Origin of the sequence: Haloarcula rubripromontorii (assembly GCF_001280425.1) — an archaeon.
Lineage (GTDB): Archaea > Halobacteriota > Halobacteria > Halobacteriales > Haloarculaceae > Haloarcula > Haloarcula rubripromontorii.
In genome coordinates this window covers 452,392-478,934 of record NZ_LIUF01000001.1, presented here as the reverse complement: position 1 = coordinate 478,934, position 26,543 = coordinate 452,392, and the positions used below count along the sequence as shown (strand labels likewise).

Sequence of the window (26,543 nt, the reverse complement as noted above, 5' to 3'; positions counted from 1 at the left end):
CATACAGCCCCGGACCGCAGCAGCCCCTGACCCCGTCGTAGCTTTCTTGCGGACACGACCGGAACCGCTAATTATGGCCAAACGCCTGTTCGTCAGCGTCGACTTGGACGGGCTCGAAGACGCGGTTGCGAGCGTACAGGCGCGCTTCGACGGGGTGTCGGGTCTTCGGCTGACCGACCCCGAACAAGCCCATGTCACGCTGAAGTTTCTTGGTGATACGGACCCGGACCGCGTCGGTGAGATCGTCCCCGCCCTCGAAACCGCAGTTGAAGACAGCGGCGTCGAGCCGTTCGAAGTCGAGTTCGGCGGTCTCGGCGTCTTTCCGTCGCTGTCCTACATCAGCGTGGTCTGGGTCGGCGTCCGCGACGGCCAGGGTGGCACGGGACTGACTGCGCTGCACGACGCTATCGAAGAGCAGACCGTCGCGATGGGGTTCGAGCCGGAAGACCACGAGTTCACGCCCCACGCGACCGTCGCCAGAATGGACCACGCCGGCGGCAAAGAGACAGTACAGAACGCAGTCGAGCACAACGACCCCGACGTGGGTCGCCTGCTGGTCGAGGAAATTCGACTCAAAGAGAGCGAACTCGGACCCGACGGACCGACGTACCGGACCGTCGAATCGGTGCCACTGTAACCGTGTGCCGTCACAGTCAGACGACTGCTGCCGGTACGACTTCCAGACGGGCGGTTCTTGCCGATTTTTATTACCATAATTTTGTCAGGAGGTGCGCGACGGCGTTGCGACCGCTGTAGCATGGCCGGTATCCGTGTCAAGGCCGTCAATTAGGCTCCCAGGTAGCTACCTATAGCGTCTGGCTACCCGTTTAGGTCAGCCAAAACAAATCAGGTTAGTGACAATTTTTATCGGTCCGAGCGGCGTAGGACCGATATGGTCGTCGTGGAGAACGTTGTCTTCGTGTTCGTCGCGGGGTTGCTTACGGCGCTCGCCACCGGCCTCGGCGCGATACCGTTTTTTCTCGTCGAGGAGTTCTCGGACCGGTGGAACGTCGTGCTGTGGGGGCTAGCTTCGGGGATCATGGTCGCCGCCTCGCTGTTCGGCCTCGTCCGCGAGGGGCTGGCATACGGATCGCCGGTGCTGCTGGTCCCCGGAATCCTCGCCGGTGTCGCGCTTGTCGCCGTGGCGCACGAACTTCTGGACGACTTCGACAGGTCTCCCAAAGAGTTCGAACAGGCAGATTTCACGAAACTCCTGTTGATTCTGGGGATTCTGACGGTCCATAGCTTCCCGGAGGGCGTGGCTGTCGGCGTCTCCTTCGCGGAACTCGGACTGGAGTCGGCGACGCCAGACTCCGCCCTTGGCATCGCGGGCGTCTCCGTCCCGTTGCTTGCCGTGTTCATGACGGTCGCCATTTCTATCCACAATATTCCTGAAGGAACTGCCATCGCCATCCCCCTCCGCTCGCTGGGCGTCAGCGAGTGGAAGATGGTCTGGTGGGCGGTGTTCTCCTCGCTGCCACAGCCAGTCGGGGCCGTCATCGCGTACTACTTCGTCACGCTGGCGAAGGCGTTTCTCCCGTTCGGCTTCGGCTTCGCCGCTGGAGCGATGGTGTATCTCGTGCTCACGGAGTTCATCCCAGAAGCGCTGGAGTACGGCGACGGTTTGCCGGGTGGGGGCAAACGCGAACTCATCACTGGCGTCGCTGTCGGCGTGCTGGCGATGGTGCCGCTGGCATTCGTCTAGAAGGGGAGCTTGCTCCGGATGACGGTGAGATCGACGAAGGCCTTTAGCGGGTCGTCGTAGTCGTCGACCCGGGTCTCCATCCGGTAGTTCGAGTGGTCGACGGCGAAAAAGTATGGCCCGGGCTCGTCAAGTGACTCCCGCGCGCCGCCGTTGTCTGTCGACGCCTGATAGATATCCGACCCCTTTGGCTGGACTGCTGTCTGGCTGAATTTGGGGTTCCCCGGCGGTGTCTCGTCCGGCTCTCGACCCTTGATATACGCATCGTACTGCTTGAACTGCGCACGGTCAGTGAAGAAGTACACGTTGAACGGGGTTTCAGACTTGACAATATACTGCAACTCACCGCCGGGGTCAGATACGTCCGGAATCCGCTCTTTTATCCACGCCTCGTGTGGCTCGACTCTGACATCCTGCTTCACACTGACGACGACTTCGCCGCCACCACCCATGCAACCAGAGCCGACGGCTGTTGCACCGACACCCATTGTCTGGAGGAATCTCCGGCGCTTCATCCATTGATAATCAGGGTTACGGTCTACTTAGTTCTACGTCCGCAGTTATAGCCGCTGATAACGGGCTGTGACTGGTTCGAAAAGGAAGGAATTTAAACCACGGCGCGGAACAAGCACCATACCATGGGTAAGAAATCGAAGGCTACGAAGAAGCGACTGGCCAAACTCGACAACCAGAACAGTCGAGTGCCGGCCTGGGTCATGCTCAAGACGGACCGCGAGGTCCAGCGCAACCACAAACGACGCCACTGGCGGCGCAACGACACTGACGAATAATGAGCGCCAGTGACTTCGAGGAGCGTGTCGTCACCGTCCCGCTCCGAGACGCGCGAGCTGAACCGAACCACAAGCGCGCAGACAAGGCGATGGTCCTCATCCGCGAGCACCTCGCTAAACACTTCTCTGTCGACGAGGACGCCGTCCGTCTGGACCCCTCCATCAACGAGGCGGCCTGGGCCCGCGGTCGCGCCAACACGCCGAGCAAAATCCGTGTTCGCGCCGCCCGCTTCGAGGAAGAGGGCGAAGCCATCGTCGAAGCAGAGACCGCAGAGTAACGTTGCTCCGCGCGGCTTTCTCCGGGTCGTCGTACGTGGGTGTGTTCGCCCGTGCGACCGACGACTGCGTGCTGGTTCGCCCAGACTTAGACGAATCGCTGCGTGACGACCTGAGCGACGAACTCGACGTTCCGGCCGTGCCGACCACTGTTGGCCGCTCCGGGACCGTCGGTGCGCTCGCGACCGGCAACGAGAACGGGCTGGTCGTCTCCGAACGCGTCCGCGAGACCGAAATCGAACGGATTCAGGACGTCGTCGACGTGCCCGTGACGCGGCTGCCCGGCCGGATCAACGCCGCCGGCAACGTCGTCTGCTGTAACGACTACGGCGCGTACGTTCACCCCGATCTCTCCAGAGAGGCCGTGCAGGCGATCAAGGACGGGCTGGACGTACCCATCGAACGCGGTGTCATCGCCGGTGTCACAACCGTCGGGACCGCCGCCGTCGCCACCAACAAGGGCGTGCTCTGCCATCCGAAGGCCACGGACGGCGAACTCGATGCCCTTGAGGACATCCTCGACGTGCCGGCCGACATCGGGACCATCAACTACGGTGGCCCGCTCGTGGGTTCCGGGCTGGTCGCGAACGACCACGGCTACGTCTGTGGCTCGGACACCTCCGGGCCGGAGCTGGGCCGTATCGACCAAGCGCTGGGCTACATCGACTGACGCGACTTCTCTTTCCTCACTCAGGATGGATGCTGGTGGCTGAGTTTCTCTGCCACCACGCCCGGAACGGGTAGTCCACAGTCTCCACACGCCCAGGACCGACTGGTCCCGCCCCGCTCCAGCGTCAGGTCCTGCCTGAACCGTAGCGTCGCACCACACTCACACTGGTATGTCGCCTCGCTCATATCTGACTGTACGCTTTGCCCCGGCAAATCCATCCGGGTCGACGACCATGATAGCTCGTGTCAAAGAATAATATAGTGCGTTCCCAAACATCACGTATGGTCCAGCGAACACCGACTGCGGAAGACCAGAACCGCCTCGTCTGCCGGAAGTGTGACTACTCGACAGGTGTCCTCCGGCCGTCCTGCCCGGAGTGTGGCGGCGATATGGTGTATGCGCCAGAACCCGGTGAATAGAGGTATCCCGCCCGTTTCTTGATATGTCGGTCCCGGACTGCCCGGGCCTGACAGCGGTGAGGACTGCTCGGTTCTGTCGCGGACAGATGGGTTACCCCAAAAAGGCGGAAGGGGAAGATACTTCCCTGCCCTGCCCGCATCTGCGTGTATGAGCACGTACACTGTTCGCGGTAGTTTCCCGGCCCGAGACGGCCCACAGGAGTTCGAGAAGGAGGTCGAGGCGCCAAACGAGAACGTCGCTGAAGAGCGCGTTTACAGCGACTTCGGCTCCCAGCACAACCTCAAGCGCACGCAGATCACGATCGAGGAGGTGGCAGCATGATGGGCGGTGGCGGCGGTGGCGGCGGCGGTCAGATGCAGCAGGTCGCACAGGAGATCGAGCAGATGGAGCAGGAAGTCGACGCCATCGACGAGGAAATCGAACGCCTCCGCGAGAAGCAGTCGGACATCGACGAGGCCATCGAGGCCATCGAAACGCTCGACTCCGGCTCCACGGTGCAGGTCCCGCTCGGCGGCGACGCCTACATCCGCGCGACTATCGAGGATATCGACGAGGTCGTTGTCTCTCTCGGTGGCGGCTACTCCGCGGAGCGCGAACAGGACGGCGCTGTCGACACGCTGGAGACCAAGAAGGAGACGCTGGACGACCACATCAGCGAGCTGCAGGAAGAGAAGGCCGAAGTCGAGACCGAAATGGAGGAACTCGAACAGCAGGCCCAGCAGATGCAACAGCAGCAGATGCAGCAGATGATGCAACAGCAAGAGCAGGAAGACGAGTAAGGCCGCCATGTTCGACGGACTGAAGGACAAACTCAGCGGGTTCACGAGCGACGTCGAGGAAGATGTCGACGACGACGCGCTCGAAGCGGAGGACGAACCGGACGCCGACGAGGCAGACGGGGAAGTGCCTGCCGATGAAGTGACTGAATCCGAGCCCGCAGCGGACGCACAGCCGTCCGAGGACGACACCCGAGTGGCGGAAACGACAGCCGAAACCGACCAGCAACAGGCTGACGCTGAACCGCCAGCGGCGGACTCTGTGGCGACAGATGAGTCAGCCACAGCGTCGGCTACGGCAGTTGAAGACACGGACGCGGTCCCCGACAGCGAGTCACAGTCGGACACCGCCGCGGCGACCGAGAAGGACTCGTCGTCCGAAGCCGATTCGGAGTCTGAGGAAGGCGACGACGGTGGCCGCGGCCTCGCCGCGAAGGCGAAGCTCATGGCAACCGGAAAGACGGTCATCGAGGAGGAGGACCTGCAAAGCCACCTCGACGACCTCGAACTGGCGTTGCTGTCGAGCGACGTGGAGATGAGCGTCGCCAACGAAATCCTCGACGGCGTCAAGGAGAACCTCACGGGCCAGACCCGCCGCCGGCTCTCCAGCACGGGGAACCTCGTCCGGGACGCACTCCGCGAGTCGCTGTACGACGTCATCAACGTCGGCCAGTTCGACTTCGACGAGCGCGTCCAGCAGGCGGACAAGCCCGTCACCATCGTGTTCACCGGCGTCAACGGCGTCGGGAAGACGACCTCGATAGCGAAACTCGCGCAGTACTTCGAGGACCGTGGACTCTCGACGGTGCTCGCCAACGGCGACACCTACCGCGCCGGCGCGAACGAGCAACTCGAGAAACACGCCGAGAACCTCGACAAGAAGATCATCACCCACGAGCAGGGGTCGGACCCGACGGCGGTTGTCTACGACGCCGTCGAGTACGCCAAGGCCAACGATATCGACGTGGTGCTCGGCGATACAGCCGGTCGACTCCACACCTCCGATGACCTGATGGCCCAGCTGGCGAAGATCGACCGCAACATCGACCCCGACATGACGCTGTTCGTGGACGAGGCGGTCGCGGGGCAGGATGCCGTCAATCGGGCGCGCGAATTCAACGACGCGGCCGAGATCGACGGGGCAATCCTGACGAAAGCTGATGCCGACCCGCAGGGCGGTGCGGCTATCTCCGTCGCCCACGTCACCGGCAAGCCAATTCTCTTCTTGGGGACCGGCCAGGACTACGACGACCTCGAACCGTTCGACCCCGAGGAAATCGTCGACAGTCTCATCGGCGAGTAGGCCTCGGACTTCGCGGCTAGTGTTGCCGACATATCTGGGCTGTGTGTCCCTATTGTCCACCCTGTTCGTGGAGAATCCGGAGCGGTCACACTCTTGTGCCGAGAACGCACTGCGCACGATGCGGCAAATATCACCACATAAGCGGAGGTGTGGTCGTTTTCGCCGACAGGAGCGCGCTGAAGTCACTCGGTGTGTATCTCTGACGTACACACCATCGTAGCGTGACACCAATGCAACCAATCGACCGACGTGACGTTTCCGGCGCTGTCGTGAACGGGGGAAATAGCGATGTCTGACAGACGCTACTGTCGGCAAGCCGCGCCGGCTGATGTCGCACCGGAACTCATCGGGCCGTCTCCGGATGATCGTCCTCTGCCTGTGGACGAGCATAGCTAACTGGCGGGGACGAGCTGTTGCCCGCTGTTTCAGTTGCCGGTGACGAGAGCTGCGGCGATGGGAGTTCCCGCAGGTGTGGGACGGCTGCAGGTACTGACCACTGGAACCACGCGTTATTGTGTTACTAAACGGCGACTGAGTGGGTTCTGACCGCTGCGCGGCTGTCTGATCACAGTACAGGACAGACCGGCATGTCCTCGGGCGCAGATACCTATGCGCTCGATAACCGCTCGGGAACAGTGTGTACCGGTACAAGCCGGGTATCGAGCAACACCGCGACACGTCAATGTCTGGGAAATCGAGGCCAGAAACCCCGGTGGACCGGTCGAAATACTGGGTTCGGACGAATCATGGTCTGACACAGACTGTTTACGGCTGTTTTGTGAGTCGATCCACCTTCGGATGTGGCTAATTCGTTCTGTTGGCTCTCCGTCAGACGCTTAGCAGGTCATTCATAAACTGCCCTTGTGGTCTTCGGGCAAACGCTATGGGACGACTCACAGCTCGACGAAACGTTCTCAAAATCGCAGGCGGCGCACTCGTAGCGCTCGCTGGCTGTAGTGACACTGGCGGTAGTGGCGGTAACGCCACGATGGAAACTGACGGCGGAGGTGCCGAAGCCCCGAGTACGCCCACGGCGGCAGAGACTGACGCGATGACGGAAGACGACACAGAACCGGCGATGGAGACTGAGTCCGACACCGAGGGCGAAACCGGAATGGATACGCAGACGGAATTCGACGAAAACGAGACCGGGATGCCGGACAGCGAAACCGACATACCCGGCAACGATACTGAAGGTCCGGGCAACGCAACAGACTTGCCAGGCAACGAGACCGGACTGCCGGATAACGAAACTGAACGACCTGGCAACGAGACAGATATTCCGGGCAACGAAACCGGTCTGCCCGGTAACGAGACCGACACGGCCGGAAACGAGACTGGCAACGAAACGACCGCCAACGAAACCGGCGGATAAGTCGCTGATGCCGTGCCGGGCTGCTTCTGCCCGGGTACGACTGTTGCTACTCTCGGGCGGCCTCGACGGCGTCGACGAATGCCGCGGCCTGTTCGCGGACACCGTCCATGTCGTCGTTTTCGATGGCTTCGTAGTTGACCAGTGCCGAGCCTGCGCCGACGGCGACCGCGCCAGCGTTGAAGTACTCTTCGACGTTGTCGACGGAGACGCCGCCGGTCGGCATAATAGGCACGTCGCCAAGCGGCCCCTGCAGCGCGCCGATGTGGCCCGGGCCGACAGTCGAGGCGGGGAACATCTTCAGGATGTCCGCGCCCGCTTCCATCGCGTCGGCGGCCTCCGTCGGCGTCATGACGCCGGGGATGGCGAGGACGCCCTCGCGGTTGCACACGTCGATGACGTCCTCGTTGAGGTTCGGTGCGAGGACGAACTCCGCGCCGGCTTCGATAACATTGCGGGCGGCGGCGGCGTCCATGACCGTGCCGGCACCGATGATGGCGTCGGTGTCGTCGAGCGCCTTGTCGACGGCGGCGATCATGTCCGAACAGCGCTTCGCGTCGGCTGTCAGCTCCAGCGCCGTGACGCCGCCCTCGTGGACCGCCGTCGCCACGTCGACCATTTTCTCCTCGGGAATCCCGCGCAGGACCGCCGTGACGCCGCTGTCGACCAGTTCCTCTTGTACCGCCTGTTTGCTCGTCATAGGCGCAACTGTGACGGGGTGGCTGAAAAGCGTGTCTGAACCGCCGGCTCACTCGCTATGCGTCCGGGTCGTACGGTCGCGCGATGTCGGTCGGTGGCGCGCCGACGCCCAGTACAGTCACCGATTCGTCGCCGTCAGCAGGGTTGTGAGCGCGATGTGGGCTTTCCGGGTCGGCGACGAACACTTCGTCAGCCGAGACAACGTACTCCCCGTCGGGCGTTTCGACGTGAAGTGTCCCCTCAAGGACGTAGAACAGTTCCTCGCGCGTTTCGTGGTAGTGGTAGGCCCGCGAGAGGTCTTCGCTGGGTGCCATCTCGTAGGTGGCCGCGTGGAGCGCGTGGAGTTCGGCGGCGTCGGAGATGCCGCGCCGGTCACAGGGGTAGTCATCGGTTTCTGACAGGTCCTGTGGGTCGATCTGGTGATAGCCCATATCGTCGGTGGGGGCGTCGGCGGGCAAAAGCGTGACCACGGCGCGGTGTCAGGTGAACAGCCAGATGAGAAGCGAAAGCGTTCCGATGGAGACTACCGTCGACGTGAAGACGTTTAGCGAGGCAAACGCCGCATCGCCGCCCAGTTCCGTCGTGTAGACGTACGTCGACACCGCTGTTGGGGTGCCGAGCATCACGACCGCCGCGCTCAGCGCCGTCGTGTCCATCGACAGCGAGGAGTACACCAGCCACGCCAGCGCCGGCATCCACAGCACCTTCAGCCCGACGACGCTGACGGTCTTCTGTAAGTCCGCCACCGGGAGGTCCGTGTCGAGCGTCGCCCCGATACACAGCAGAGCGACCGGCAGCGCCAGTTCGGCCGGCGGGCCGAGTGCACTGATGAGTGACTCCGGAACGGATAGCGACAGGACCGAGGCTGTGATACCGGCCACCAGTGCGATGAGCACCGGGTTCGTCGCGAGTTTCTTGCACTCGCTCAGTAGCGAGGCATCGCTGCCGTTGATGCGGACCAGCAGGAACACTGTCACCGGGACGTGGGTCACCGCGCCGATGCCGAGGATGACGCTAGCGACGGCTGTCGCTTCGTTGCCCATCGTCGCCGCCACGAGCGGCAGGCCGAGAAACCCCATGTTGCTGTGATACGACTGCACGACCGACACGCTCCGGCGACCCGCCGACTCCAGCCGTCGATGGACGAGCCAGCCCAGCGCTATCGTCAGTCCGATGACGGCCCAGAACCCTCCGAGGAGCGCCGGCGAGATAATCTCCTGTAACGGGCGGTTGTACGTAGATCGGAATATGAGCGCCGGCAGCGCGACGGTAAAGACGAGTGTGGTGAGGATATCCGTCCGCCGCTCGGTCAGCAGCCCGAAGTGGCCGGCAGCGACGCCGGCCGAGAGAAACGCGACCATGAATCCGAGCTGCCCGAGAACGGCCATATTGGTGCCCAATCGGTTCGAACGCTTGACCCTTTCGTCACAGGCGAAAGCGAATTTAAATCATGTAGTTCACCCGCAGAGGGGGCGGTTCCGCTCCCAGTCAGGGCGTGGCGGCCCGACAACAAGCCTTTACCCGCACCGTCGCGTATCTCGCGCCAACAATGGTACTCGACGATCTTGGGAGTTCGCTCCGGGGGACACTTGACGACCTCCGGGGGAAGTCCCGGCTCTCTGAAGAAGACATCGAGGACATCGTCAAGGAGATTCAGCGGTCGCTGTTACAGGCCGACGTGGATGTCGGGCTCGTACAGGACCTCTCCGACAGCATCGAAACACGCGCGCTGGATGAGGAGCCGCCGGCGGGGACGACCCCGCGGGACTGGGTCCTGCGGATCGTCTACGAGGAACTGGTCGACCTCGTCGGCGAGTCGACCGAACTCCCGCTAGAAGAGCAGACCATCATGCTCGCCGGCCTGTACGGGTCGGGGAAGACGACGACGGCCGCGAAGATGGCGTGGTGGTTCTCGACGAAAGGACTCCGACCGGCTATCATCCAGACTGACACGGACCGGCCCGGTGCGTACGACCAGTCCAAGGAGATGGCCGAACGAGCCGAGGTCGACTTCTACGGCGACCCCGACGAGGACGACCCGGTGAAGATCGCCCGTGACGGGCTGGAAGCGACGGAGAACGCGGACGTTCGAATCGTGGACACGGCGGGCCGTGACGGCCTGAACGAGGAACTCATCGAACAGATCGAGCGCATCGAGCAGGAGGTCCAGCCCGACCGGGACCTGCTCGTGCTGGACGCGGCGATGGGTCAGAGCGCCAAGAGTCAGGCCGCCGACTTCGAGGAAGCCATCGGCATCGACGGCGTCGTCATCACCAAACTCGACGGGACGGCGAAAGGTGGCGGCGCGCTCGCCGCCGTCAACGAGACGGACTCGACCATCGCCTTCCTCGGTTCCGGGGAGACCGTCAAGGACATCGAGCGCTTCGAACCGTCCGGGTTCATCTCCCGCCTGCTCGGGATGGGTGACCTCAAACAGCTCACCGAGCGCGTCGAGCGTGCGATGGAGGAGACGCAGGAAGGCGACGACGAGGACTGGGACCCCGAGGACATGCTGGAGGGGCAGTTCACCCTCAAGGACATGCGCAAGCAGATGCAGACGATGAACAACATGGGGCCGCTGGACCAGGTGATGGACATGATTCCCGGCCTGGGCGGCGGGCTGATGGACCAGCTCCCCGACGACGCCATGGACGTGACCCAAGAGCGGATGCGTGACTTCGACGTTATCATGGACTCGATGACGGAGGAGGAACTGGAGAACCCCCGCGTCGTCGGCCAGTCCCGGACCGAACGCATCTGTCGCGGCTCGGGCAAACCCGAGGAACGGGTGCGCGAACTCCTCCAGCAGCACAAGCAGATGGAGCAGATGCTCAAGCAGTTCCAGGGGATGGGCGACGGCGACATGGAGCGGATGATGAAACAGATGCAGCAGGGCGGTGGCGGCGGTGGCGGCATGGGCGGTATGGGCGGCGGCGGTATGGGGCCGTTCGGCGACTGACGCTGCTGTGTCGGGCCGCGGGCTGTGATACCCCGCGTGATTTTGATGATTTATATTCGAAATCCGGGCCAGAACTAAGGGTTGCCCCGTCGTACGGATAAAGCGAGCATGTACGAAATTGTCGCTGGGATAGACAAAAGTGAGGCTCGTGGGACCGCTATCGCGGAAGCGATAACCGAGATTCCGATGGACGCAAGCCAGGTCCGCGTCACGCTGCTACACGACTTCGAGGAGAACCCCGAGGGTGCGTCCGTCGATCAGGTGGCCTCTATTCGCCGGGCACGGGAAGTCCTCGAGGAGGCTGGCGTCGAGGTGGCGCTGGAGGAGTCAAGCGGCGAACCGGCCGACGCAATCCTCCGACTGGCTGACGAGCAGGACGCTGACATGATTGTCGTCGCCGGGCGCAAGCGGACCCCGACGGGCAAGGTGCTGTTTGGCAGTGTCACACAGAGCGTGATTCTTGGCACGGACCGCTCCGTGCTGGTCTGTAGCGGCGAAGAAGAGTAACGCCGCGGTCAGACGCCGTACACTTCTTCGACCCGTTCGGCGAGCGGTGCCGGGTCCGTCCGGCCAGTGATTCGCTCGACGGGCTCCCCGTCCTCGAACAATACGACGGCGGGCGCTGCGTTGACACCGACTGACCGACAGAACTCCGGCGACTGCTCGCCGGCGACGCCGCCAACCGGAACGCCGTCGGGGAAGGCGGCCAGCACGTCGTCTAACTGTTCTTTCATCGCTTCGCAGGGGTCACAGAACAGTTTCCAGACGGTGACGACACACCGGTCGTGGGCGTCGACGAAGGCCTCGTAGCTGTCGTCGTCCAGATGTTCGACCCCGTCGGGGACCGGCGTCTCCGGCCCCAGTTCGGTCGCCATCTGTGCCATCGTCGTCAGTTCCACGGTGGTGTAGTCCCCGTCGACGGCCGACCGAAGGGTCAGGAACGTGGCGAACTCCTCGCGGGACACGTCCAGTTCGTCGACCCGCTCGGCGGCTTCGGCCGCCGAATCGAGGCCGAACACGTCGGCGACGGACTCGTGGAACTCCGCGTCGCCCATCGTGACGTAGGTGTCGTAGTACACCTCGCGGTCGGCCTCGAACGCCTCTGTCGTGCTGACTTCGTCTGTCTCTTCGTCGATGACGGCAATGCCTTCCGACTGCAGTGCGTCGAGCAGCGCTTCGGGAGAGTGTGTGTCCGACATTCAGACACCCAGATATTTGTCGCGTGTTTCTTGATCTTGCTGTAGTTCCTCGGCGGGTCCCTCGAAGACCACCTCTCCCCGATCCAGCACGTAACACCGGTCGGCGATCTTCATCGCCGCGACAGCGTTTTGCTCGACCAGCAGTATCGTCGTCCCGTCCTCGCTGATGCGTTCGATGGCGTTCTCGACAGATTCGATGATCTGTGGGGCCAGCCCCTCGTATGGCTCGTCGAGCATCAGCAGGTCGGTGCTCTGGTGGAGCGCGCGGGCGATGGCGAGCATCTGCTGTTCGCCGCCCGAGAGCGTCCCGGCCTTCTGTGACCGGCGCTCGTCCAGCCGCGGGAAGTACTCGTAGATTTCGTCCGTCGACATCCCCTCGTCGCGGAAGTCGAGCTTCCGCCGCCAGGTGTTCGATTTGTTGCGGACGGTGTCCGCAAGATGGAGGTTCTCGGCGACGGTCAGATCAGTGAACACGCGCCGTTCCTCCGGGACCAGCGAGATGCCGCGGACGGCGATGTCCTCCGGCGGCTGGTTCGTGATGTCCGTTCCGTCGAACTCGATACGGCCGCTCCGGACATCCGGCGGCGTCGCCCCGGAGATACACCGGAGTGTCGAGGTCTTCCCCGCGCCGTTGCGGCCCAGCAGGGCCGTGATTTCGCCGTCGTCGACGTTCATCGACACGTCCTGGATGATGTGGCTCTCGCCGTAGTAGCCGTTGATGCTGTCCACGTCGAGCAGCGTCACTCTTCGACACCTCCAAGGTACGCTTCCTGTACCGCAGGATCGTTCTGTACCTCCGTCGGCGTCCCTTCCGCGATGACTGATCCGCGGTTGAGGACGACGATGCGGTCCGAGATGTCGAAGACGATCTCCATGTCGTGTTCGACAAGCAGGAACGTCAGGTCGAGGTCCTCCTTGACTCGCTTGATGAGCTTGACGGTCGATTTCGTCTCGTCGGGGCTCATCCCGGCAGTCGGCTCGTCCATCAACAGCATATCCGGCTCGGCGGCCAGCGCGATGCCGAGTTCGAGCCGGCGCTTGTTCCCGTAGTCGAGGCTATCGGCCTGATTCTCCCGCTCGTCGTACAGGCCGACCGACTCGAGGACCTCGTTGGCCAGTTCATCGACCGCCGGGTAGCTGTTCTGATTCCGGAAGAAGTTGAACCGGAACGAGCCGTGCTCTGCCGCCAGCGCCGCGATGGTGGCGTTTTCCTTGACGGTTAGCTCGGGGAAGATAGAGGCCGTCTGGAAGGACTTGCTCATCCCTCGTTGGACGACCTCGTGTGGGTCCATCCCGATGATGGAATCCCCTTGGAACGCGATCTCGCCGTAGCTCGGTTCGAGTCGCCTGGTGACGAGGTTGATGAACGTCGATTTCCCCGCGCCGTTGGGGCCGATGAGGCTCACGCCTTCACCCTGTTCTATCTCCAGATCCACCTCGTCGACGGCCGTGAGGCCGCCGAACTGCTTGGTGAGCTGTTCCGTTTTGAGAACCGTCATTCGTCCTCACCTCCAACGACCATGTCACGAAGGTAGTCGATACCGCCCCAGATTCCGTTGGGGAAGAGGACGACAGCGACGACGAACACGATACCGAGAATGAGGTGCCAGAACGGGCCGAGCGTCTCGAACCCGCTGACGATGTTCTCGATGTACAGGTACAGGCCGGCACCGAACAGCGGCCCGAACAGCGACCCGACGCCGCCGAGCACGGTCATGATGACGACCCGACCGGACTCCGTCCAGTACAGCGACTCCAGTGGCACGTAGTTCCCTTCGATGGCGAACAGGCTCCCGGCGATGCCGGCGAAGGCCGCCGAGATGATGAACGCCATGAGCTTGTACCGCCAGACGTCCAAGCCGACGAACTCCGCTCGCCGCTCGTTCTCTCGAATCGCGCGGAACACGGTCCCGTACGGCGAGTGGAGGATGCGGTTCGCCATCGCGACCGACAGCACCGTCATGACGGCGACGAACACGTACAGCATATTGTCGACCAGCATCGACAGCGGGAACGGCACGCCGCCGTGGATGTCGATGACGCCCAGCAGGCTCCCGATGTCCACGGAGGTGAAGCCGTTCTCGCCGTTCGTGAGGAAGGCAAGCGGCGACGCCGCCAGGTAAAAGGACATCTGGCCGAACGTCAGCGTCAGGATGGCGAAGTAGATGCCGCCGCGGCGAAGCGACAGGAACCCGACGACCCACGCCATCAGTACCGCAAACGCCGTGCCGGCGAACAGCACGAGCAGCGGCGAACTGCTGACGCTCGCGCTGAAGATACCGGCGGCGTAGGCTGCGCCTCCGAAGAAGACGGCGTGACCGAACGACAGCAGGCCGGTGTACCCCAGCAGGATATCGAACCCGACGGCGAAGATGCCGTAGATGAGAACCAGCGTCGCCAGCTGCGTGTAGCCGTTGAGGTAATTGTTGAAGAGGAACGGGAAGACGGCCACGCCCACGACTGTGAGTAGTACCGTCGATATCTCCCGGTCGCGGAAGCTGGCCCACCGGTCGGCGAGGCCGCCGGTGACCTCTGTCTCGGCGTCGGCCGCTGCCGTTGCGGTCGCGTCGCCCGGTTCGTCGCTCATGAGACATCCACCTCCGAGCCCAGCAGACCCTGCGGACGCACCAGCAAGACGAGCGCCGCGAGCGCGTAGATACCGACCTGACTCCAGGCGGCGTAGCCGGTCTGGATGAGAAGCACCTGCAGGGTTCCAAGCATCAGCCCGGCCACGACGGCCCCCTCTATTTTCCCGACGCCGCCGATAACGACGGTCAGGAACGCCGGAACCAACTGTTCAGTCCCGATGTTGGGATTGACATTGGCGAGCGGGCCGCCGACGACGCCAGCCACGCCAGCGAGCGCGGCACCGATGCCGAACACGACGAGGTACGGCCGGCTCAGTTTAATTCCCAGGAGGCGAACCATCTCACCGTCGAGGGTACCGGCCTGGACGATGAGTCCGAAGTCAGTGTACTCGACGAGGCCGTACACGCCGAGGACGAGGACTGCCGTAATCGCGATGACGCCGAGTCGCCAGCGCGGGAAGTTCCCAACGACGGGCAACGCGATCGGGCCGGATGCCCACGAAGGCTGTGGGAACGGCTGGCTGTTTCCGCCAAGCAGCGCCCGGAGCAGTTCCTGGACGATGATTGCGAGCCCGAAGGTCACGAGAATCTGGTCAGTGTCGGGGCGGTCGTAGAACGCCTGTGCGACGAACCGCTCCATCAGGAGGCCGACGACGAACACGACAATCGGCACGATGATCAGTGCGGCGATGAACCCCAGTCCGATGCCGTATGACTGGATGCCCCACTCCGCTAACTGGCCGTTGTTCAGCGGGACCTGGCCAGTTATGAACAGCCCCAGATACGCGCCGACGAGGTACAGTGCCCCGTGGGCGAAATTCACGAACTTCAGTGTCCCGAGGATAATCGACAGTCCAACCGCGAGTAGGACGTAAATCGCACCCTGTTGCAACCCGTTTAGTAAGATAGTGAGGATGTCCGCGAGTAGCGTCACGCCGGACTCCCCCCACTGCACTCCGCTCGTACTATCTGCGTATTCCTAATCATGCTAGTTTTTGTGTATCAAGTAAGGCAACCTCATGAACTATAAATCATGAGGGAAACGGTCCCCTGTCCGGATTATAGCCTATTCGTCGCCGTATTCGCCGAGTTCGCACTCTGCAGCCGGCCCGGAATCACACCCGTAGCCGACATCGTCCCGAGACGTGACTTCGACGATTTCGATGAAGTTCCCGTCGCCCTGTTCGCTTTCCGGGAGTCCGCGGGCAACTGGAATCGCTCGCTGGGCTTGGTGGTCGCAGGCCCGCATCGTCTCCTCGCCGAGGCCGATGTTGTTGTACTCGTAGTCCTCTAGTTCGCGGATGACCTCCGGCGGGTAGAAAGTGCCTGCCCGCTCGGCGGCGGCCGCGTACTGGAGCGTCTGGGCGTAGGCCAGCTGTGCCGGTCCGGACGGGACGCGGTCGTACTCGTTCTGGAACACCTCGGTGAAGGAGTTCGACGCCTCGTTGTCAATCTGGGAGTCCCAGGCGATCGTGCCGAACACGCCCTCGATAGAGCCACCGGCGGCCTGTGCCATCGGGCGGTTGTACAACGGAACGACGATCTCCATGTCTTCGTCGATACCGGCATCGACGGCCTGAGAGACGGAGTTCGCGCCGTCCAGCCCGTAGTGGTCGAGCAGCAGCACGTCAGCGCCACTGTTTGCCGCCTCCGAGAGGTACGACGAGAAGTCGCTGGTCCCGAGCGGCGTCGGCACGCTATCGACCTGCTCCCAGCCGATCTCCGAGAGGAACTGGTTCATCGACTCCTGGACGGTCTGTCCCCAGGAGTAGTCGGCGTACAGCTGGTAGAAGGAGTTGTCCGAGCCGTACTCGCTTTCGAGCACCGGCGCTAGCGCCTGTCCGGTCATGTACGCGTTGAACATCTCCCGGAAGCCGTACCGGGCGCAGTCTTTCCCCGTCGTGTCGTTGGAGTGGGTCAGACAGGCCATGAACATGACCTTCTCCTGCTGGCAGAGGCCTTGGACGGCGATGGCCACCGCGCTGGAGGAGCCACCAGAGATCATCACCACGTCATCCCGGTTTATCATCCGCGAAGCGGCCTGTCGGGCAGTGTCGGCGTCGGTCGCTGTGTCACCGTTTACCGACTCGACCGTATAGCCAAGGACGCCGTCACCGCTGAGGTCCTCGAAGCTGTCCACCCAGCCTCCCCCGTTGTTCAGGTGCTTTTGAGCGAGTTCGTATGCCCGGAGTTCGTCTTGCCCCTCAGACGAGTAGGGTCCGGACTGTGGCACGTTGAATCCGAACGTGACCGTATCGCCCTCGACCGGGAAGTTCCCGAGCGACGGGTAGTCGTCGCCGCCGTCGCCACCACCATCACCGCCATCGCCGCCGTCGCCACCACCGCCGTCGCCACCGTCGCCACCGGAACAACCGGCCAGTCCTGTTAGCCCTGCCACACCTGCGACGCCCGTACTCTTCAGCAACTGTCGTCGGTTGACCGATCTGCCATTAGTTGGCATGTTCCATACGGTGTGTGTATATATCATAATAGTTTCGGTAGGTTAACTAACGATTTAACATCTACAGACCGACAGATTCCGGGTAAATTGCGATCCGTACACTTATTTCGATCTGAATGGTTTGTTATACCATGGCAAGGGTCGCAGGGTGGCAACTACTCGTCCTCACCGTCGTCGTTACCGCGGGCTGTGGGGGACTCGGGTTCAGCGGCGACGACGGCTCGCCCCCGCCGGTGACGCCTGCTCCGGTGCCGACCGACTCTGCGACCGCGTATCCGGCCGGCGTTGGACCGACGGGTGTCACCAGCCCATCTCTACTTGGGTCTGCACACGGCGACCGCCTCAACGGAACCGGGTACACGCTGACGATGACCCGCACCGTCAGATATGCAAACGGGTCGTTGCGATCCCACCTTCGAGTCCACGTCGCGCTTGACAGGAACCGGACGCATCTCGCTAACATCTCTGTCCGTGGCCATGCAGCCCCAGTTCTCCTCGGCCGACCGCCGGCGACTGCGTCGTTCTGGTCTGACGGCGACACGTATCTCCGCCGACTCGTACGCGACAACCAAACGGTCTACAACGAGTATGACCCGCCGGACAGCTACGCCGGTACGTGGCAATACTGGGTCCACACCGCCGCGCTGAACGGGCGTCCCGCCGCCGACGTCACTCGGACCGTTGCTCCGTTCCACACTCGGACCTCGCGGTCCGAGCGGTCCGACGAAGCGGTCTACGTCATCAGCGGTGACCGGCTGCGGGACAACGCAACGTCGACAGTGTGGACGAGTCGGGAGAACGCGACGCTCGTCGCCCATGTCACTCGGGCAGGACTCGTCCGCGACTACCGGACCGAGTACACGACGGTCACGGACGGTGGCGACCTCGTCACTGTCACCCGGACTGTGCGGTTTACCGGAGTTGGGAACACGACGGTCGGGCCGCCGCCGTGGCGTGACAGGGCACAGTCGACTCCCGGCTGAGGCGTCGCCAGCGCTATCAGGGGGCTTTTTTTCGCTCGCCGTCCTTCGCCCTGCAATGACTGTCCGCGAGGTGGCACTCGAAGCCTACCGGGAATCGCTCCCGGTACTGGCGCTCAGTGCAGTCGGTGGCCTCTTCGCGGGCGTCGTCCTCGGCGGCATGGACGCGGAGCTACAGGACGTTGCGGGACTGCTTGTACTCGTCCCGGCGCTGCTTGCCACCCGCGGGAACGTCTACGGCTCGCTTGGGGCGCGTCTGGGATCGGCACTTCATCAGGGCCTCATCAATCCGCAGTTCTCCTTCGACGACGACCGCATCAATGCCGCCGTCGCGGCGGCACTGGCAAACGGTGTGCTCATCAGCGGGGTCGCTGCGGTGATGGCCGTCGCCCTGCTCGCGCTGGTCGGTCGACCGTCGGCCCCGCTCACAACCCTCGTCGCCATTGCGCTCATCGCGGGCTTCGTCTCCGGGCTGTTGTTGACCATCGCTGTCGTTTCCGTCGTGTTTATGGGCTACCGCCGCGGACTCAATCCGGATACGCTGGCCGGCCCGGTCGTGACGACAACCGGCGATGTGGTCGGCATCGCGACGCTGCTGGGCGCGACCCGCCTCGTTCTCGCGCTGGGAGGTGGCTGAATGGCGGAGTTCGCCTCCCAGTGGTCGGTGTCGGGCATCGTCCGGACGATGTTCCCCATCTTGGTCGTCCTCACCGCTATCGAACTCGGGAGCGGCCTCGTGCTCGATACCTTCGAGGGAACACTACTGCAGTATCCGTCGCTGCTCGTCCTCGTCCCGGTGACAATCGGGATGGCGGGCAACCTCGGCAGTATCCTCGCGGCGCGGTTCTCGACGGCGTTTCACCTCGGCCTCCTGTCGTTTACGCCGACCGACGACCGGTTGGCCGGCAACGCCATCGCTACGCTCGCTCTCGCGGTGACGCTGTTCCCGCTCGTCGGTGCCGGCGCGTGGCTCCTCCAGACCGTTATCGGCGGCGCTGCGCTCCCGCTTCGGACGGTCGTGCTGGTCGCGCTCGTCAGTGGGGGTCTGCTTGCAGTGCTGGCCATCGTCGTGACGACGGTGACGACCTACGCCGCCTACCGGTTCGAACTGGACCCCGATGACGTGGTCATCCCCGTCGTCACGAACGTCTGTGACGTGCTGGGCGTGGTGGTGCTGTTCGGTGCCGTCCGCGTGTTCGTGTGAGTTCACAGCAGCGACGGCGGCCCCTGAAGGGACTGACGCTACCGATGGGCCTTTGCAGGACAGGCCGCTACGTCGAACCGTGCAGTCGCTTGTCGCCGCTGTCCTCGGACACCCGGCCGTCTCGGTTCTCGGTGAGGTCGCCGTCCGCGTCCTGCGCATCACCGTCTTCCTCTCGCTGGGGGTGTTCCTCGCGGAACTGGCCGTGGCGTTCGGCCTCGTCGAGAAAATCGCCGTCGTCTCCCGCTATCTCACGTCGCCAGCGAACCTCCCCGACGAGGTCGGGACCGCCATCCTGACGACGACGGCCTCGACGACCGCCGGCTACGGCATGCTGGCCGACTTCCGGGAGTCCGGCGCGCTGTCCGACCGCGCGACGCTCGTCGCCGTCACCATCAACACCTTCTTCGGCTTCGCCCAGCACATCATCACGTTCTACGCGCCGATACTCATCCCCATCTTGGGGTTCAGAGTCGGCGTGCTGTACGTCACCACCCGCGGGCTCATCGCGCTGGCGATTACGCTGACCGGCATCGCCGCGGGCGCGGTCCTGCTGGATCCGGCCAACGTGGGCCGTTCGGCCGCCGGCGCGGGCCCGGCCCCCGACGGCGGGACGGCCGACGACCCCGGGGACGTGTTCGACGAGCGCCCGGCCACCCGCCGGGCGGCCGTCAGGACGGCCTTCGACGCGACGGCCGAGAAAGTCCGGGACATCCTGCCGCGGCTAGCGGCCATCTACGCCGTCGTCTCCCTGCTCGTGGCCTACGGTGATGAACTACTAGCGCTGGCCGGCAGCGATGGCGCGTCCGTGACTGCCGCCGCCGACGGGTTCGCCGGCCTGCTCGGCCTGCCCGGGGCGGCCATCCCCGTCATCGCCGCCTACGCGCTCGATACCACCTCGGGAGCGACGGTCATCGCCCCGCTCATCCGGAACGGGACGTTCACCGCACGGACCGCCGTGGCGACGATGCTCGTCGGCGGCATCATCTCCTTTGCCGTCTCGACGTTCAAGCGCTCGATTCCGTTCCAGTACGGCATCTGGGGCCGGGAGTTCGGCTCGAAGGTCATCGTCGTCAACACGGGGCTGAAAATCGTCTGGATCGCGCTGGCGCTGGTCGTACTCCTGTAGTACGGAGCCGACGGCCCGGCGTCAGTCAAACGTGTAGGCCATCATCACTTCGTCGACTTGCTCGCCGTCGACGGTGTAGTGGTTCCGCCGGATTCCCTCGGTGTGCCAGCCGTGCTCTTCGAGGAACACCATCGCGTTCTCCGTTATCGCCGGCACGCTGTTGTACAGCTTCCGGTAGCCGTTGGCCCGCGCCCAGTCCAGCCCGCGGTCCATGAGCTGGCTGCCGATGCCCTGCCCCCGCTGTTCCTCCCTGACGCCGACGGTGAGCTGGGCCGTCTCGCGGAGCTTGTCCAGTTGCGGGATGTCGAGGTGACACCAGCCGATGACCTCGCCGTCTACTGTGGCGACGAAGAACACTCTCGATTCGACCGTGTTGTGCCGCGTGACAGCGTCCTCGTAGAGTAACTGTTCGGCGACGCTCTCGGCGACGACGTAGGTGCCGTCGCTGGAGACGTTCCGAATCGTCTGGACGAGTCCCTCGAAGTCATCGTTGCGGGCCGGCCGAATCGTGTAAGTCAGCCCGTTCGTGGTGTGTTGCTCGACGGAGCCGACATCGAGCGCCAGCGTCAGGGTCCCGCCGTCGTCCTCGATGTACCCCTTCGACAGGAGGTGTGTCAGGGTCTCTTCGAAGCTCTCCGGCGACAGGTCCACCGCCTCGCGGACCCGGTGTCGCGCCGCCGTCCCGTGTCGCTCGACGTACTGATACACCTCCATCGCCGCGCTTGTCTCGAAAGTCGGCCGTTCAACAGCGTCCATATCGGCCTATATACTAGCAGATTATTAACAATTGTTATTCGGTAACACGAACCAATGTGGCCGCGCGAGCGCCGCCGGAGGGCACGCCACTCAGGCCGTATCCGGAATCGGGTCGGAGATAACGACGGCATCGCCCTCGATGACGCAGTTCCCCTCTGAGTCGTCGACGGCCGTGGCCAGTCGGAACCGGTTGTCCTGAATGCGCTCGACGACCTCACAGCGGGCCGTGACCTCCTCGTCGATGTCGACGGGTCCCTGATAGCTCAGCTCTTGCGAGAGGTAGATGGTCAGCCCGGGGAGCCGGGCTAGGGCGGCGCTGATGAGGCCGGAGACGAGTGTTCCGTGAACGATTCGGCGGCCGAACCGGGTCCCCGCCGCGAACCCCGCGTCGAGGTGGAGCCTGTTCGTGTCGCCGCTCGCCTCGGCGAAGGCCTCCACGTCGCCCTGCGTTATCGTCTTGCTGAACTGGACGTGGTCACCTACGTCGATACCGTCGACAGTCCCGTAGCTCTCGAAGGTCCAGTCCTCGTCCTCGTACAGCGTGTCCGGCCGGGTGAACCGCTCTCGCTGTGACGGCTCGCCGGTCGCTCCCCCCGCCCGCGCGAGATGCGGGATGTAGTCCGAGATATCGGTCGTTGTGACAATCCCGACAAGTTCGCCCTCCTCGATGACGGGCAGTTTCTTGACGTTGTTCGTCCGGAGCCGGTCGACGGCCGTTTCGATGTCCACGTCGGGACCGACCGTCACCAGCGTCTCGGCCATCACGTCGCCGACCGACAGCGCCCTGGTGTCCCCCTCGGCCGCGGTGACGGCGACGATGTCGCTCTCCGTGATGATGCCGACACAGTCACCGTCGGACTCGACGACGAGCGAGCCGATGTCCTTGTCGCGGAGGCGCTTCGCGGCCTCGATGACGGGGGCGTCGGGGCCGATGGTCTCGACCGGTGTCCGCATGATTTCCCTGACTGGCAGCGGGACGAGCATTGTACCGGGACCCAGACATGGCAGACGTATAACAGTCCGCCCAGCGGCACCGCCACACTTGTGCCGCCGGCCGACAAGGTCTATCCGATGCGCTGGCCCGTGTTCGGTTTCGTCGTTGTTCTCGTGGTGGCTGCCGGCTGTAGCGGCTTCGCCGGCTCGTCGTCGCAGCCGACGGGGACCGCTGTTGACGGCCAGTCAGCAGTCGATGTGCCACACGCAACTGTCACCGTTACCGTCACGGCCGTCGTCGACGGCGATACGATACAGATTGCCTACGAGAACGGGACTGGCGACACGATCCGACTCGTCGGCGTCGACACCCCCGAAGTCCACACCGAGACCGACCCCGCAGAGTTCGAGGGTGTTCCCGAGACGGACGCCGGTGTGTCCTGCCTCCGCGGGGCCGGCACGGACGCGTCGTCGTTCGCCAAACAGCACCTGCTGGGCGAGACGGTCGGGCTCGCGTTCGACCCGAACCTGGACCGGCGCGGCTACTACGATAGGCTACTGGCCTACGTTGTTCACGACGAAGCGCTGTTCAATTACCGACTCGTCGAGACTGGCCACGCGCGGGTCTACGACAGCGAATTCACGCGAGCCGAGCGGTTTTACACGGCTGAGGACGACGCCCGCTCCGACCGGCGCGGGCTCTGGCGCTGTACGAACCCGAGCGCGGTGACTCGCACGGCTATCGCCGACGGTGGAACTATCACTGAGAGTCCCGGCGGACTCGCGATCGCCGAAATTCACTCCGACGCGGCCGGCAACGACAACGAGAACCTGAACGACGAGTACCTCACGCTCACCAACACTGGCGACGAACCGCTCGATCTCTCCGGATGGACGGTCAGCGATGCTGTGGGGCACCGGTACACGTTTGCGAGCCTGACTCTCGTCCCGAACGGCTCGGTCACCCTCTACACTGGTCGCGGCACCGACACTGGGACCGAGCGGTACTGGGGCCGGAACGGCGCAGTCTGGAACAACGACGCCGACACCGTTAGTGTCCGAAACGCCAGCGGTGAGACGGTCCTCCGGCAGTCGTACTGACGCCGCTGCGCTGTCACGGCAGTATAAGCCGCTCCAGTGCTAACCGATACCATGACGCTCCGCCGGGTGACGCCGACGCCACGGGCGGTCGACTGGGGGCTGTTCGCGGCGGTGGCGACGCTGCTTACCACCGGCATCGCCACCATCTACGCAGGGGTTCCCAGCAGCGCGTGGATAATCGACCTCCACGCGCTCTCCGGCGTGGTCCTGGTGCTCCTGTTGCCGGTGAAGCTCCACCGTGTCGCCCACCGTGTCGCGCCGTCGCGGCTCACTGCGGCCCGTGTCCTCTCGGTCGGTCTGGCGGCGGTCACGTTGGGGGCGCTCGGTACCGGCGTCTGGTGGATATTCGGCGGCACGCTCGACCTCGGACCGTGGGGGCTGTTTCACCTCCACATCGCGCTCGGCCTGCTGGTCCCGCCGCTGTTGCTGATGCATCTCCGGACCCGGTTTTACTCTCCAGCAGAGGCCACTCGTAGCGGCCGCCGTGACGTCCTCCGGTACGCTGGGTTGGTAACCGCGGGGGCGCTGATCTGGCGACTCCAGGGGCCAGTTAACGATGCACTTGACACGGCCGGCGCGGACCGCCGCTACACCGGTTCGCGGGAGGACGGGACCGGCGACGGCAACCGCTTCCCCGTCACGAGCTGGGTCGCCGACGATCCGGACCCGGTCGACGCGGCCGACTGGTCGCTGTCGGTCGGTGGCCGGGTCGACAGCGAGACCAGCTACGCCGCCGACGACCTCTCGCCGGACGCGACCGAATCGGCGGTGCTTGACTGCACGAGCGGCTGGTACTCCGGTCACGAGTGGCAGGGCGTTCGCGTCGGTGACCTGCTTGACGCCGCCGACGCCGACGACGCGGCGGGATGGGTCCAGTTCCGCTCTGTCACTGGCTACCGGTGGAGCCTCCCGCTGTCGGAGGCTCGTGACGCCGTGTTGGCCACGCACGTCGACGGCGAGCGCCTGGCCCACGGGCACGGCTACCCCCTCCGACTCGTTGCGCCCGGCCGCCGTGGGTTCCAGTGGGTGAAGTGGGTCGAGTCGGTTCGGGTCAGCAAGCGCCGCGAACTCGGGGAGTGGCTCGCGATATTCGTGAGCGGGTTCTGAACGACCGACAGCCCCCTCGAAAAGAGAGCTTACCGCTGTAGCTGTCATTGAAGCTACTACTAACGAAGTACTGTGTAGCGGTACCGGGTGGTATGAACTGGCGACACCCCGCCCGACTCACTGGTCCCTCGAACACTGCCGTTGCCCTGTGGGCGGTCGCCGTCGCCTTCTTCGGCGTCGGCGACCTCGTCACGACGCTCGTCGGCTACAGCATCACCGGGGTGACGGAACTCAGCCCCGTTGTCAAGCTACTGCTTGCACAGCATGCAGTGCTGGTGTTGACGGCCCTGAAAGCCGCCGTGTTCGTGGGCTTTTTCGCCATCTGGAAGTACGTTTCTCGGCCGTACTCAATCGGCGTCCCGCTCGGGCTGGCGCTACTCGGTGTCGCGGTAACGGCGTGGAACACCGGCGTCATCCTTACCGCTGTACTGACCTGATTGTCAGCTGCTTCCAGCACGCTGTTCCGTCCCGGTGGCGCCGTGCGCTACACCAGCGCGTCGATAGAATCCCAGAGGTCCGGCCCGCCGTCATCGCCCGACTCGTAGTGAATCGGGACGAAGCCCGCGTTACGTGCACCCTCGACATCGGTTTCGTACTCGTTGCCGACCATCACGTACTCGTCAGCCGGTAGCTCCTCCCGGACCCGGTCGAACGGCGCGCTGTCGGGCTTGTGTGCGCCGACCTCGTAGGAGGCGACAACAAGGTCGAACAGGTCGGTCAGTCCGTGGTGGTCGAGCTTGGCGACCTGTCGCTCCCGGATACCGTTGGTGACAATCGCGAGCTGATTGTCGGCGGCAAGTGCGGTCAGGCTGTCCCGGGCTGTGTCGGGGACGGTCGTTGACGCGAACTCGGTCTGCTTGAGCGTCTCGACCAGCGCATTGAGGTCGACATCTGCCCCGGCCGCCTCGGCGACGGCAGCCATCGACTGGCGGTACGGGTCCGGCTCCAGCGCCTCGAAGGCCGTGTAAAACACCTCTTTGCTAACGGCTCGAAGCTCGTCGGTGTACTCGATACCATGGGCTTCGACGGTCCTCTGGATGACGTTCTCGTAGGGCTCCGGATAGTGGACGACCGTGTCGTCGAGGTCGAAACAGATGGTTGTCGTCATGTGTCTTCGTCGTAGACCGGCTGGCCGTCTTCTGTCGGCGGCGCGACGTAGTCGATATACTCCTCGGCCGACGGTTCATTGACGGTCACGTTCACGTGGATGTCGCCCAGTTCCGAGGGGTCACCGACTGCGAAGTTTATGCGTCCTTCGAACGCCGCTTGCTTCTTCACGTCGAACGCGAAGGTGTCCCCCTCCAGATTGTCGAAGAAGACTGACCGGGCCGTATCGAGGATTTCCCGCCGGTGGAGTAGCTCGGAGAACCCGTCCATCGTGTGCACCTCCGCGACGAGCGCGCCCTGCTGGTGGGACGGGTCGGCCTCCGGGAAGAGGTTCCGAACCGCGTCTGCGACCCGGTCGGTTACCTCGGTGTCGTTGACGGGCGCTTCGATGCGGACGTCGACGGCGTAGACGGCGCTCATTGGTCGAGTGCCTCCGGCCCGTCCCGTATCAGTGTGCGAACGGTCCGCTGGAATGCGGCCAGCGTCTCCGTGTTCTCGATAGTCAGGTCGGCCATGTCCATGGCCTCGCCCATCCCGAAGCCGAGTTCGCGAGCGTCGCGGTCCTCCAGCGATTCGCCGCCGTCGTCGGCCGAGGCGTCCCGGCCACGAATGTCAAGCCGGTCCGCTCGCAGTTCGAAGGGGGCGTCTATCTCGACGAGCAAGAACGCGTCGCCAAAGGCCGATTCGAACGCCTCGACCTCCACGTCTGATCGGATGCCGTCGACGAGGACGGTGTCGTTCGATTCGAGTTCCCCCTCGATCATCGGGAGCGAGCGCTCGGCGATGGCGGCCGGGCCGTTCTCTTCCCGGAGCGCCTTCGCGACTGTCCCGTGGTCCGATGCGGGGTCAAGCCCGCGGTCACGGCATTCCTCGCGGATGACGTCGCCCATCGTCACGACCGGCACGTCCATCTCGGCGGCGACGTTCGCTGCCTCGCTTTTCCCGCTGCCCGGCAGCCCGACGATACCGATAACTGTCATTGCCGGGCGTAATCGAGCAGCGGGCAAAAGCCC

The 26,543-nt window shown here is 64.0% G+C and carries 35 protein-coding genes; 19 read left to right on the top strand and 16 right to left on the bottom strand.

From position 1 onward, the window contains the following. Positions 1 to 73 precede the first annotated feature (73 nt). The gene (gene thpR / locus AMS69_RS02480) at positions 74 to 637 is read left to right on the top strand and encodes an RNA 2',3'-cyclic phosphodiesterase (protein WP_053966513.1); all 564 of its coding nucleotides are present in this window, start codon (positions 74 to 76) and stop codon (positions 635 to 637) included. A gap of 255 nt (positions 638 to 892) precedes the next feature. Continuing rightward, entirely contained in the window at positions 893 to 1,705 is an 813-nt protein-coding gene (locus tag AMS69_RS02475) for a ZIP family metal transporter (RefSeq protein WP_053966512.1), read from the top strand. Here AMS69_RS02475 and AMS69_RS02470 read toward each other — a convergent pair. Further along, complete coding sequence (locus tag AMS69_RS02470) at positions 1,702 to 2,154, bottom strand: hypothetical protein (RefSeq protein ID WP_053966511.1); 453 nt, start codon at positions 2,152 to 2,154, stop codon at positions 1,702 to 1,704. The two genes, AMS69_RS02475 and AMS69_RS02470, sit on opposite strands and share 4 nt — an antisense overlap. Positions 2,155 to 2,340: 186 nt before the next feature. Here AMS69_RS02470 and AMS69_RS02465 point away from each other — a divergent pair, with 186 nt between their 5' ends. The 3 genes from AMS69_RS02465 to AMS69_RS02455 are packed head-to-tail and all read left to right on the top strand — an operon-like array spanning position 2,341 to position 3,439. Next, complete coding sequence (locus tag AMS69_RS02465; RefSeq protein WP_004518346.1) at positions 2,341 to 2,493, top strand: 50S ribosomal protein L39e; 153 nt, start codon at positions 2,341 to 2,343, stop codon at positions 2,491 to 2,493. After that, positions 2,493 to 2,771 (top strand): 50S ribosomal protein L31e, encoded by a 279-nt coding sequence (locus AMS69_RS02460; RefSeq protein ID WP_053966510.1) that lies wholly within the window; start codon positions 2,493 to 2,495, stop codon positions 2,769 to 2,771. Before AMS69_RS02465 ends, AMS69_RS02460 begins: the two co-directional genes overlap by 1 nt. A 2-nt stretch (positions 2,772 to 2,773) precedes the next feature. Then, positions 2,774 to 3,439: a translation initiation factor IF-6 gene (locus AMS69_RS02455; RefSeq protein ID WP_053966509.1), complete on the top strand. Its 666-nt coding sequence runs from the start codon at positions 2,774 to 2,776 to the stop codon at positions 3,437 to 3,439. A gap of 20 nt (positions 3,440 to 3,459) precedes the next feature. Here AMS69_RS02455 and AMS69_RS20470 read toward each other — a convergent pair whose 3' ends face one another. After that, positions 3,460 to 3,624 (bottom strand): hypothetical protein, encoded by a 165-nt coding sequence (locus AMS69_RS20470; RefSeq protein WP_170084037.1) that lies wholly within the window; start codon positions 3,622 to 3,624, stop codon positions 3,460 to 3,462. A 96-nt stretch (positions 3,625 to 3,720) separates the two neighbouring features. On the opposite strand from AMS69_RS20470, the gene AMS69_RS20465 reads away from it, so the two are divergent. The 5 genes from AMS69_RS20465 to AMS69_RS02435 all read left to right on the top strand — a co-directional run bounded on the left by AMS69_RS20465 (position 3,721) and on the right by AMS69_RS02435 (position 7,313). Next, a complete protein-coding gene (locus tag AMS69_RS20465) occupies positions 3,721 to 3,858 on the top strand; it encodes a hypothetical protein (protein ID WP_170084036.1) in 138 nt (45 codons plus the stop codon). A 148-nt stretch (positions 3,859 to 4,006) separates the two neighbouring features. After that, positions 4,007 to 4,180, top strand: coding sequence for a 50S ribosomal protein L18Ae (rpl18a, locus tag AMS69_RS02450; RefSeq protein ID WP_004518350.1), 174 nt, complete (start codon positions 4,007 to 4,009; stop codon positions 4,178 to 4,180). Continuing rightward, complete coding sequence (gene pfdA, locus AMS69_RS02445; protein WP_202904506.1) at positions 4,177 to 4,638, top strand: prefoldin subunit alpha; 462 nt, start codon at positions 4,177 to 4,179, stop codon at positions 4,636 to 4,638. The genes rpl18a and pfdA overlap by 4 nt, the downstream gene beginning before the upstream one ends. A 7-nt stretch (positions 4,639 to 4,645) precedes the next feature. Further along, entirely contained in the window at positions 4,646 to 5,938 is a 1,293-nt protein-coding gene (gene ftsY / locus AMS69_RS02440) for a signal recognition particle-docking protein FtsY (RefSeq protein WP_053966507.1), read from the top strand. Between the two features lie 883 nt (positions 5,939 to 6,821). Beyond that, on the top strand, positions 6,822 to 7,313 hold the full coding sequence (locus AMS69_RS02435) for a hypothetical protein (protein WP_053966506.1): 492 nt from the start codon (positions 6,822 to 6,824) through the stop codon (positions 7,311 to 7,313). 46 nt (positions 7,314 to 7,359) lie between these two features. Here the strand turns inward: AMS69_RS02435 and AMS69_RS02430 are convergent, their stop codons facing one another. From AMS69_RS02430 to AMS69_RS02420, 3 genes are read right to left on the bottom strand one after another with little or no spacing between them, the layout of a single operon-like run. Next, positions 7,360 to 8,010, bottom strand: a complete 651-nt coding sequence (locus AMS69_RS02430; RefSeq protein WP_053966505.1) for a bifunctional 4-hydroxy-2-oxoglutarate aldolase/2-dehydro-3-deoxy-phosphogluconate aldolase — start codon at positions 8,008 to 8,010, stop codon at positions 7,360 to 7,362. A gap of 55 nt (positions 8,011 to 8,065) precedes the next feature. After that, positions 8,066 to 8,440 carry a cupin domain-containing protein gene (locus AMS69_RS02425; protein ID WP_053966504.1) on the bottom strand — a complete coding sequence of 125 codons (375 nt, stop codon included), beginning with the start codon at positions 8,438 to 8,440 and terminating at the stop codon, positions 8,066 to 8,068. 48 nt (positions 8,441 to 8,488) lie between these two features. Next, positions 8,489 to 9,397, bottom strand: a complete 909-nt coding sequence (locus tag AMS69_RS02420) for an AEC family transporter (protein WP_053966503.1) — start codon at positions 9,395 to 9,397, stop codon at positions 8,489 to 8,491. A 161-nt stretch (positions 9,398 to 9,558) separates the two neighbouring features. Here AMS69_RS02420 and AMS69_RS02415 point away from each other — a divergent pair, with 161 nt between their 5' ends. Then, complete coding sequence (locus tag AMS69_RS02415) at positions 9,559 to 10,968, top strand: signal recognition particle protein Srp54 (RefSeq protein WP_053966502.1); 1,410 nt, start codon at positions 9,559 to 9,561, stop codon at positions 10,966 to 10,968. A gap of 108 nt (positions 10,969 to 11,076) precedes the next feature. Next, entirely contained in the window at positions 11,077 to 11,475 is a 399-nt protein-coding gene (locus AMS69_RS02410) for a universal stress protein (protein WP_053966501.1), read from the top strand. A gap of 8 nt (positions 11,476 to 11,483) precedes the next feature. On the opposite strand, the gene AMS69_RS02405 is transcribed toward AMS69_RS02410, so the two are convergent. The 6 genes from AMS69_RS02405 to AMS69_RS02380 all read right to left on the bottom strand — a co-directional run bounded on the left by AMS69_RS02405 (position 11,484) and on the right by AMS69_RS02380 (position 17,216). Beyond that, positions 11,484 to 12,167, bottom strand: coding sequence for a thioredoxin family protein (locus AMS69_RS02405; RefSeq protein WP_053966500.1), 684 nt, complete (start codon positions 12,165 to 12,167; stop codon positions 11,484 to 11,486). Beyond that, positions 12,168 to 12,911, bottom strand: coding sequence for an ABC transporter ATP-binding protein (locus tag AMS69_RS02400; protein ID WP_053966499.1), 744 nt, complete (start codon positions 12,909 to 12,911; stop codon positions 12,168 to 12,170). It lies immediately after the preceding gene. Then, complete coding sequence (locus tag AMS69_RS02395) at positions 12,908 to 13,666, bottom strand: ABC transporter ATP-binding protein (protein WP_053966498.1); 759 nt, start codon at positions 13,664 to 13,666, stop codon at positions 12,908 to 12,910. Before AMS69_RS02395 ends, AMS69_RS02400 begins: the two co-directional genes overlap by 4 nt. After that, the gene (locus AMS69_RS02390) at positions 13,663 to 14,754 is read right to left on the bottom strand and encodes a branched-chain amino acid ABC transporter permease (protein WP_053966497.1); all 1,092 of its coding nucleotides are present in this window, start codon (positions 14,752 to 14,754) and stop codon (positions 13,663 to 13,665) included. Before AMS69_RS02390 ends, AMS69_RS02395 begins: the two co-directional genes overlap by 4 nt. Continuing rightward, positions 14,751 to 15,689, bottom strand: coding sequence for a branched-chain amino acid ABC transporter permease (locus tag AMS69_RS02385; protein ID WP_053967014.1), 939 nt, complete (start codon positions 15,687 to 15,689; stop codon positions 14,751 to 14,753). The genes AMS69_RS02390 and AMS69_RS02385 overlap by 4 nt, the downstream gene beginning before the upstream one ends. 132 nt (positions 15,690 to 15,821) lie before the next feature. Continuing rightward, positions 15,822 to 17,216, bottom strand: a complete 1,395-nt coding sequence (locus AMS69_RS02380) for a substrate-binding protein (protein ID WP_053966496.1) — start codon at positions 17,214 to 17,216, stop codon at positions 15,822 to 15,824. A 131-nt stretch (positions 17,217 to 17,347) separates the two neighbouring features. Here AMS69_RS02380 and AMS69_RS02375 point away from each other — a divergent pair, with 131 nt between their 5' ends. The 4 genes from AMS69_RS02375 to AMS69_RS02360 all read left to right on the top strand — a co-directional run bounded on the left by AMS69_RS02375 (position 17,348) and on the right by AMS69_RS02360 (position 20,526). Continuing rightward, the gene (locus AMS69_RS02375) at positions 17,348 to 18,199 is read left to right on the top strand and encodes a DUF7537 family lipoprotein (RefSeq protein ID WP_053966495.1); all 852 of its coding nucleotides are present in this window, start codon (positions 17,348 to 17,350) and stop codon (positions 18,197 to 18,199) included. A 55-nt stretch (positions 18,200 to 18,254) separates the two neighbouring features. Then, positions 18,255 to 18,833, top strand: coding sequence for a magnesium transporter (locus tag AMS69_RS02370; protein WP_053966494.1), 579 nt, complete (start codon positions 18,255 to 18,257; stop codon positions 18,831 to 18,833). Then, complete coding sequence (locus tag AMS69_RS02365) at positions 18,834 to 19,400, top strand: magnesium transporter (RefSeq protein ID WP_053966493.1); 567 nt, start codon at positions 18,834 to 18,836, stop codon at positions 19,398 to 19,400. Positions 19,401 to 19,479: 79 nt separating this feature from the next. Further along, a complete protein-coding gene (locus tag AMS69_RS02360) occupies positions 19,480 to 20,526 on the top strand; it encodes a nucleoside recognition protein (RefSeq protein WP_053966492.1) in 1,047 nt (348 codons plus the stop codon). Positions 20,527 to 20,547: 21 nt separating this feature from the next. On the opposite strand, the gene AMS69_RS02355 is transcribed toward AMS69_RS02360, so the two are convergent. Together AMS69_RS02355 and AMS69_RS02350 are read right to left on the bottom strand one after the other, a co-directional pair. Beyond that, positions 20,548 to 21,282 carry a GNAT family N-acetyltransferase gene (locus tag AMS69_RS02355; RefSeq protein WP_053966491.1) on the bottom strand — a complete coding sequence of 245 codons (735 nt, stop codon included), beginning with the start codon at positions 21,280 to 21,282 and terminating at the stop codon, positions 20,548 to 20,550. A 90-nt stretch (positions 21,283 to 21,372) separates the two neighbouring features. Beyond that, positions 21,373 to 22,266, bottom strand: a complete 894-nt coding sequence (locus tag AMS69_RS02350; RefSeq protein ID WP_053966490.1) for a CBS domain-containing protein — start codon at positions 22,264 to 22,266, stop codon at positions 21,373 to 21,375. A gap of 87 nt (positions 22,267 to 22,353) precedes the next feature. On the opposite strand from AMS69_RS02350, the gene AMS69_RS02345 reads away from it, so the two are divergent. The 3 genes from AMS69_RS02345 (at position 22,354) to AMS69_RS02335 (ending at position 24,860) form a co-directional block, all read left to right on the top strand. Next, positions 22,354 to 23,316 carry a lamin tail domain-containing protein gene (locus AMS69_RS02345; protein ID WP_053967013.1) on the top strand — a complete coding sequence of 321 codons (963 nt, stop codon included), beginning with the start codon at positions 22,354 to 22,356 and terminating at the stop codon, positions 23,314 to 23,316. 51 nt (positions 23,317 to 23,367) lie between these two features. Then, on the top strand, positions 23,368 to 24,423 hold the full coding sequence (locus AMS69_RS02340; RefSeq protein ID WP_053966489.1) for a molybdopterin-dependent oxidoreductase: 1,056 nt from the start codon (positions 23,368 to 23,370) through the stop codon (positions 24,421 to 24,423). Between the two features lie 92 nt (positions 24,424 to 24,515). Continuing rightward, positions 24,516 to 24,860 carry a hypothetical protein gene (locus AMS69_RS02335; protein WP_053966488.1) on the top strand — a complete coding sequence of 115 codons (345 nt, stop codon included), beginning with the start codon at positions 24,516 to 24,518 and terminating at the stop codon, positions 24,858 to 24,860. A gap of 47 nt (positions 24,861 to 24,907) precedes the next feature. On the opposite strand, the gene AMS69_RS02330 is transcribed toward AMS69_RS02335, so the two are convergent. From AMS69_RS02330 to AMS69_RS02320, 3 genes are read right to left on the bottom strand one after another with little or no spacing between them, the layout of a single operon-like run. Next, complete coding sequence (locus tag AMS69_RS02330; protein ID WP_053966487.1) at positions 24,908 to 25,531, bottom strand: HAD family hydrolase; 624 nt, start codon at positions 25,529 to 25,531, stop codon at positions 24,908 to 24,910. Beyond that, the gene (locus tag AMS69_RS02325; protein ID WP_053966486.1) at positions 25,528 to 25,950 is read right to left on the bottom strand and encodes an RNA-binding domain-containing protein; all 423 of its coding nucleotides are present in this window, start codon (positions 25,948 to 25,950) and stop codon (positions 25,528 to 25,530) included. The genes AMS69_RS02330 and AMS69_RS02325 overlap by 4 nt, the downstream gene beginning before the upstream one ends. Then, on the bottom strand, positions 25,947 to 26,510 hold the full coding sequence (locus AMS69_RS02320) for an AAA family ATPase (protein WP_053966485.1): 564 nt from the start codon (positions 26,508 to 26,510) through the stop codon (positions 25,947 to 25,949). Before AMS69_RS02320 ends, AMS69_RS02325 begins: the two co-directional genes overlap by 4 nt. Between the last annotated feature and the right edge of the window lie 33 nt (positions 26,511 to 26,543).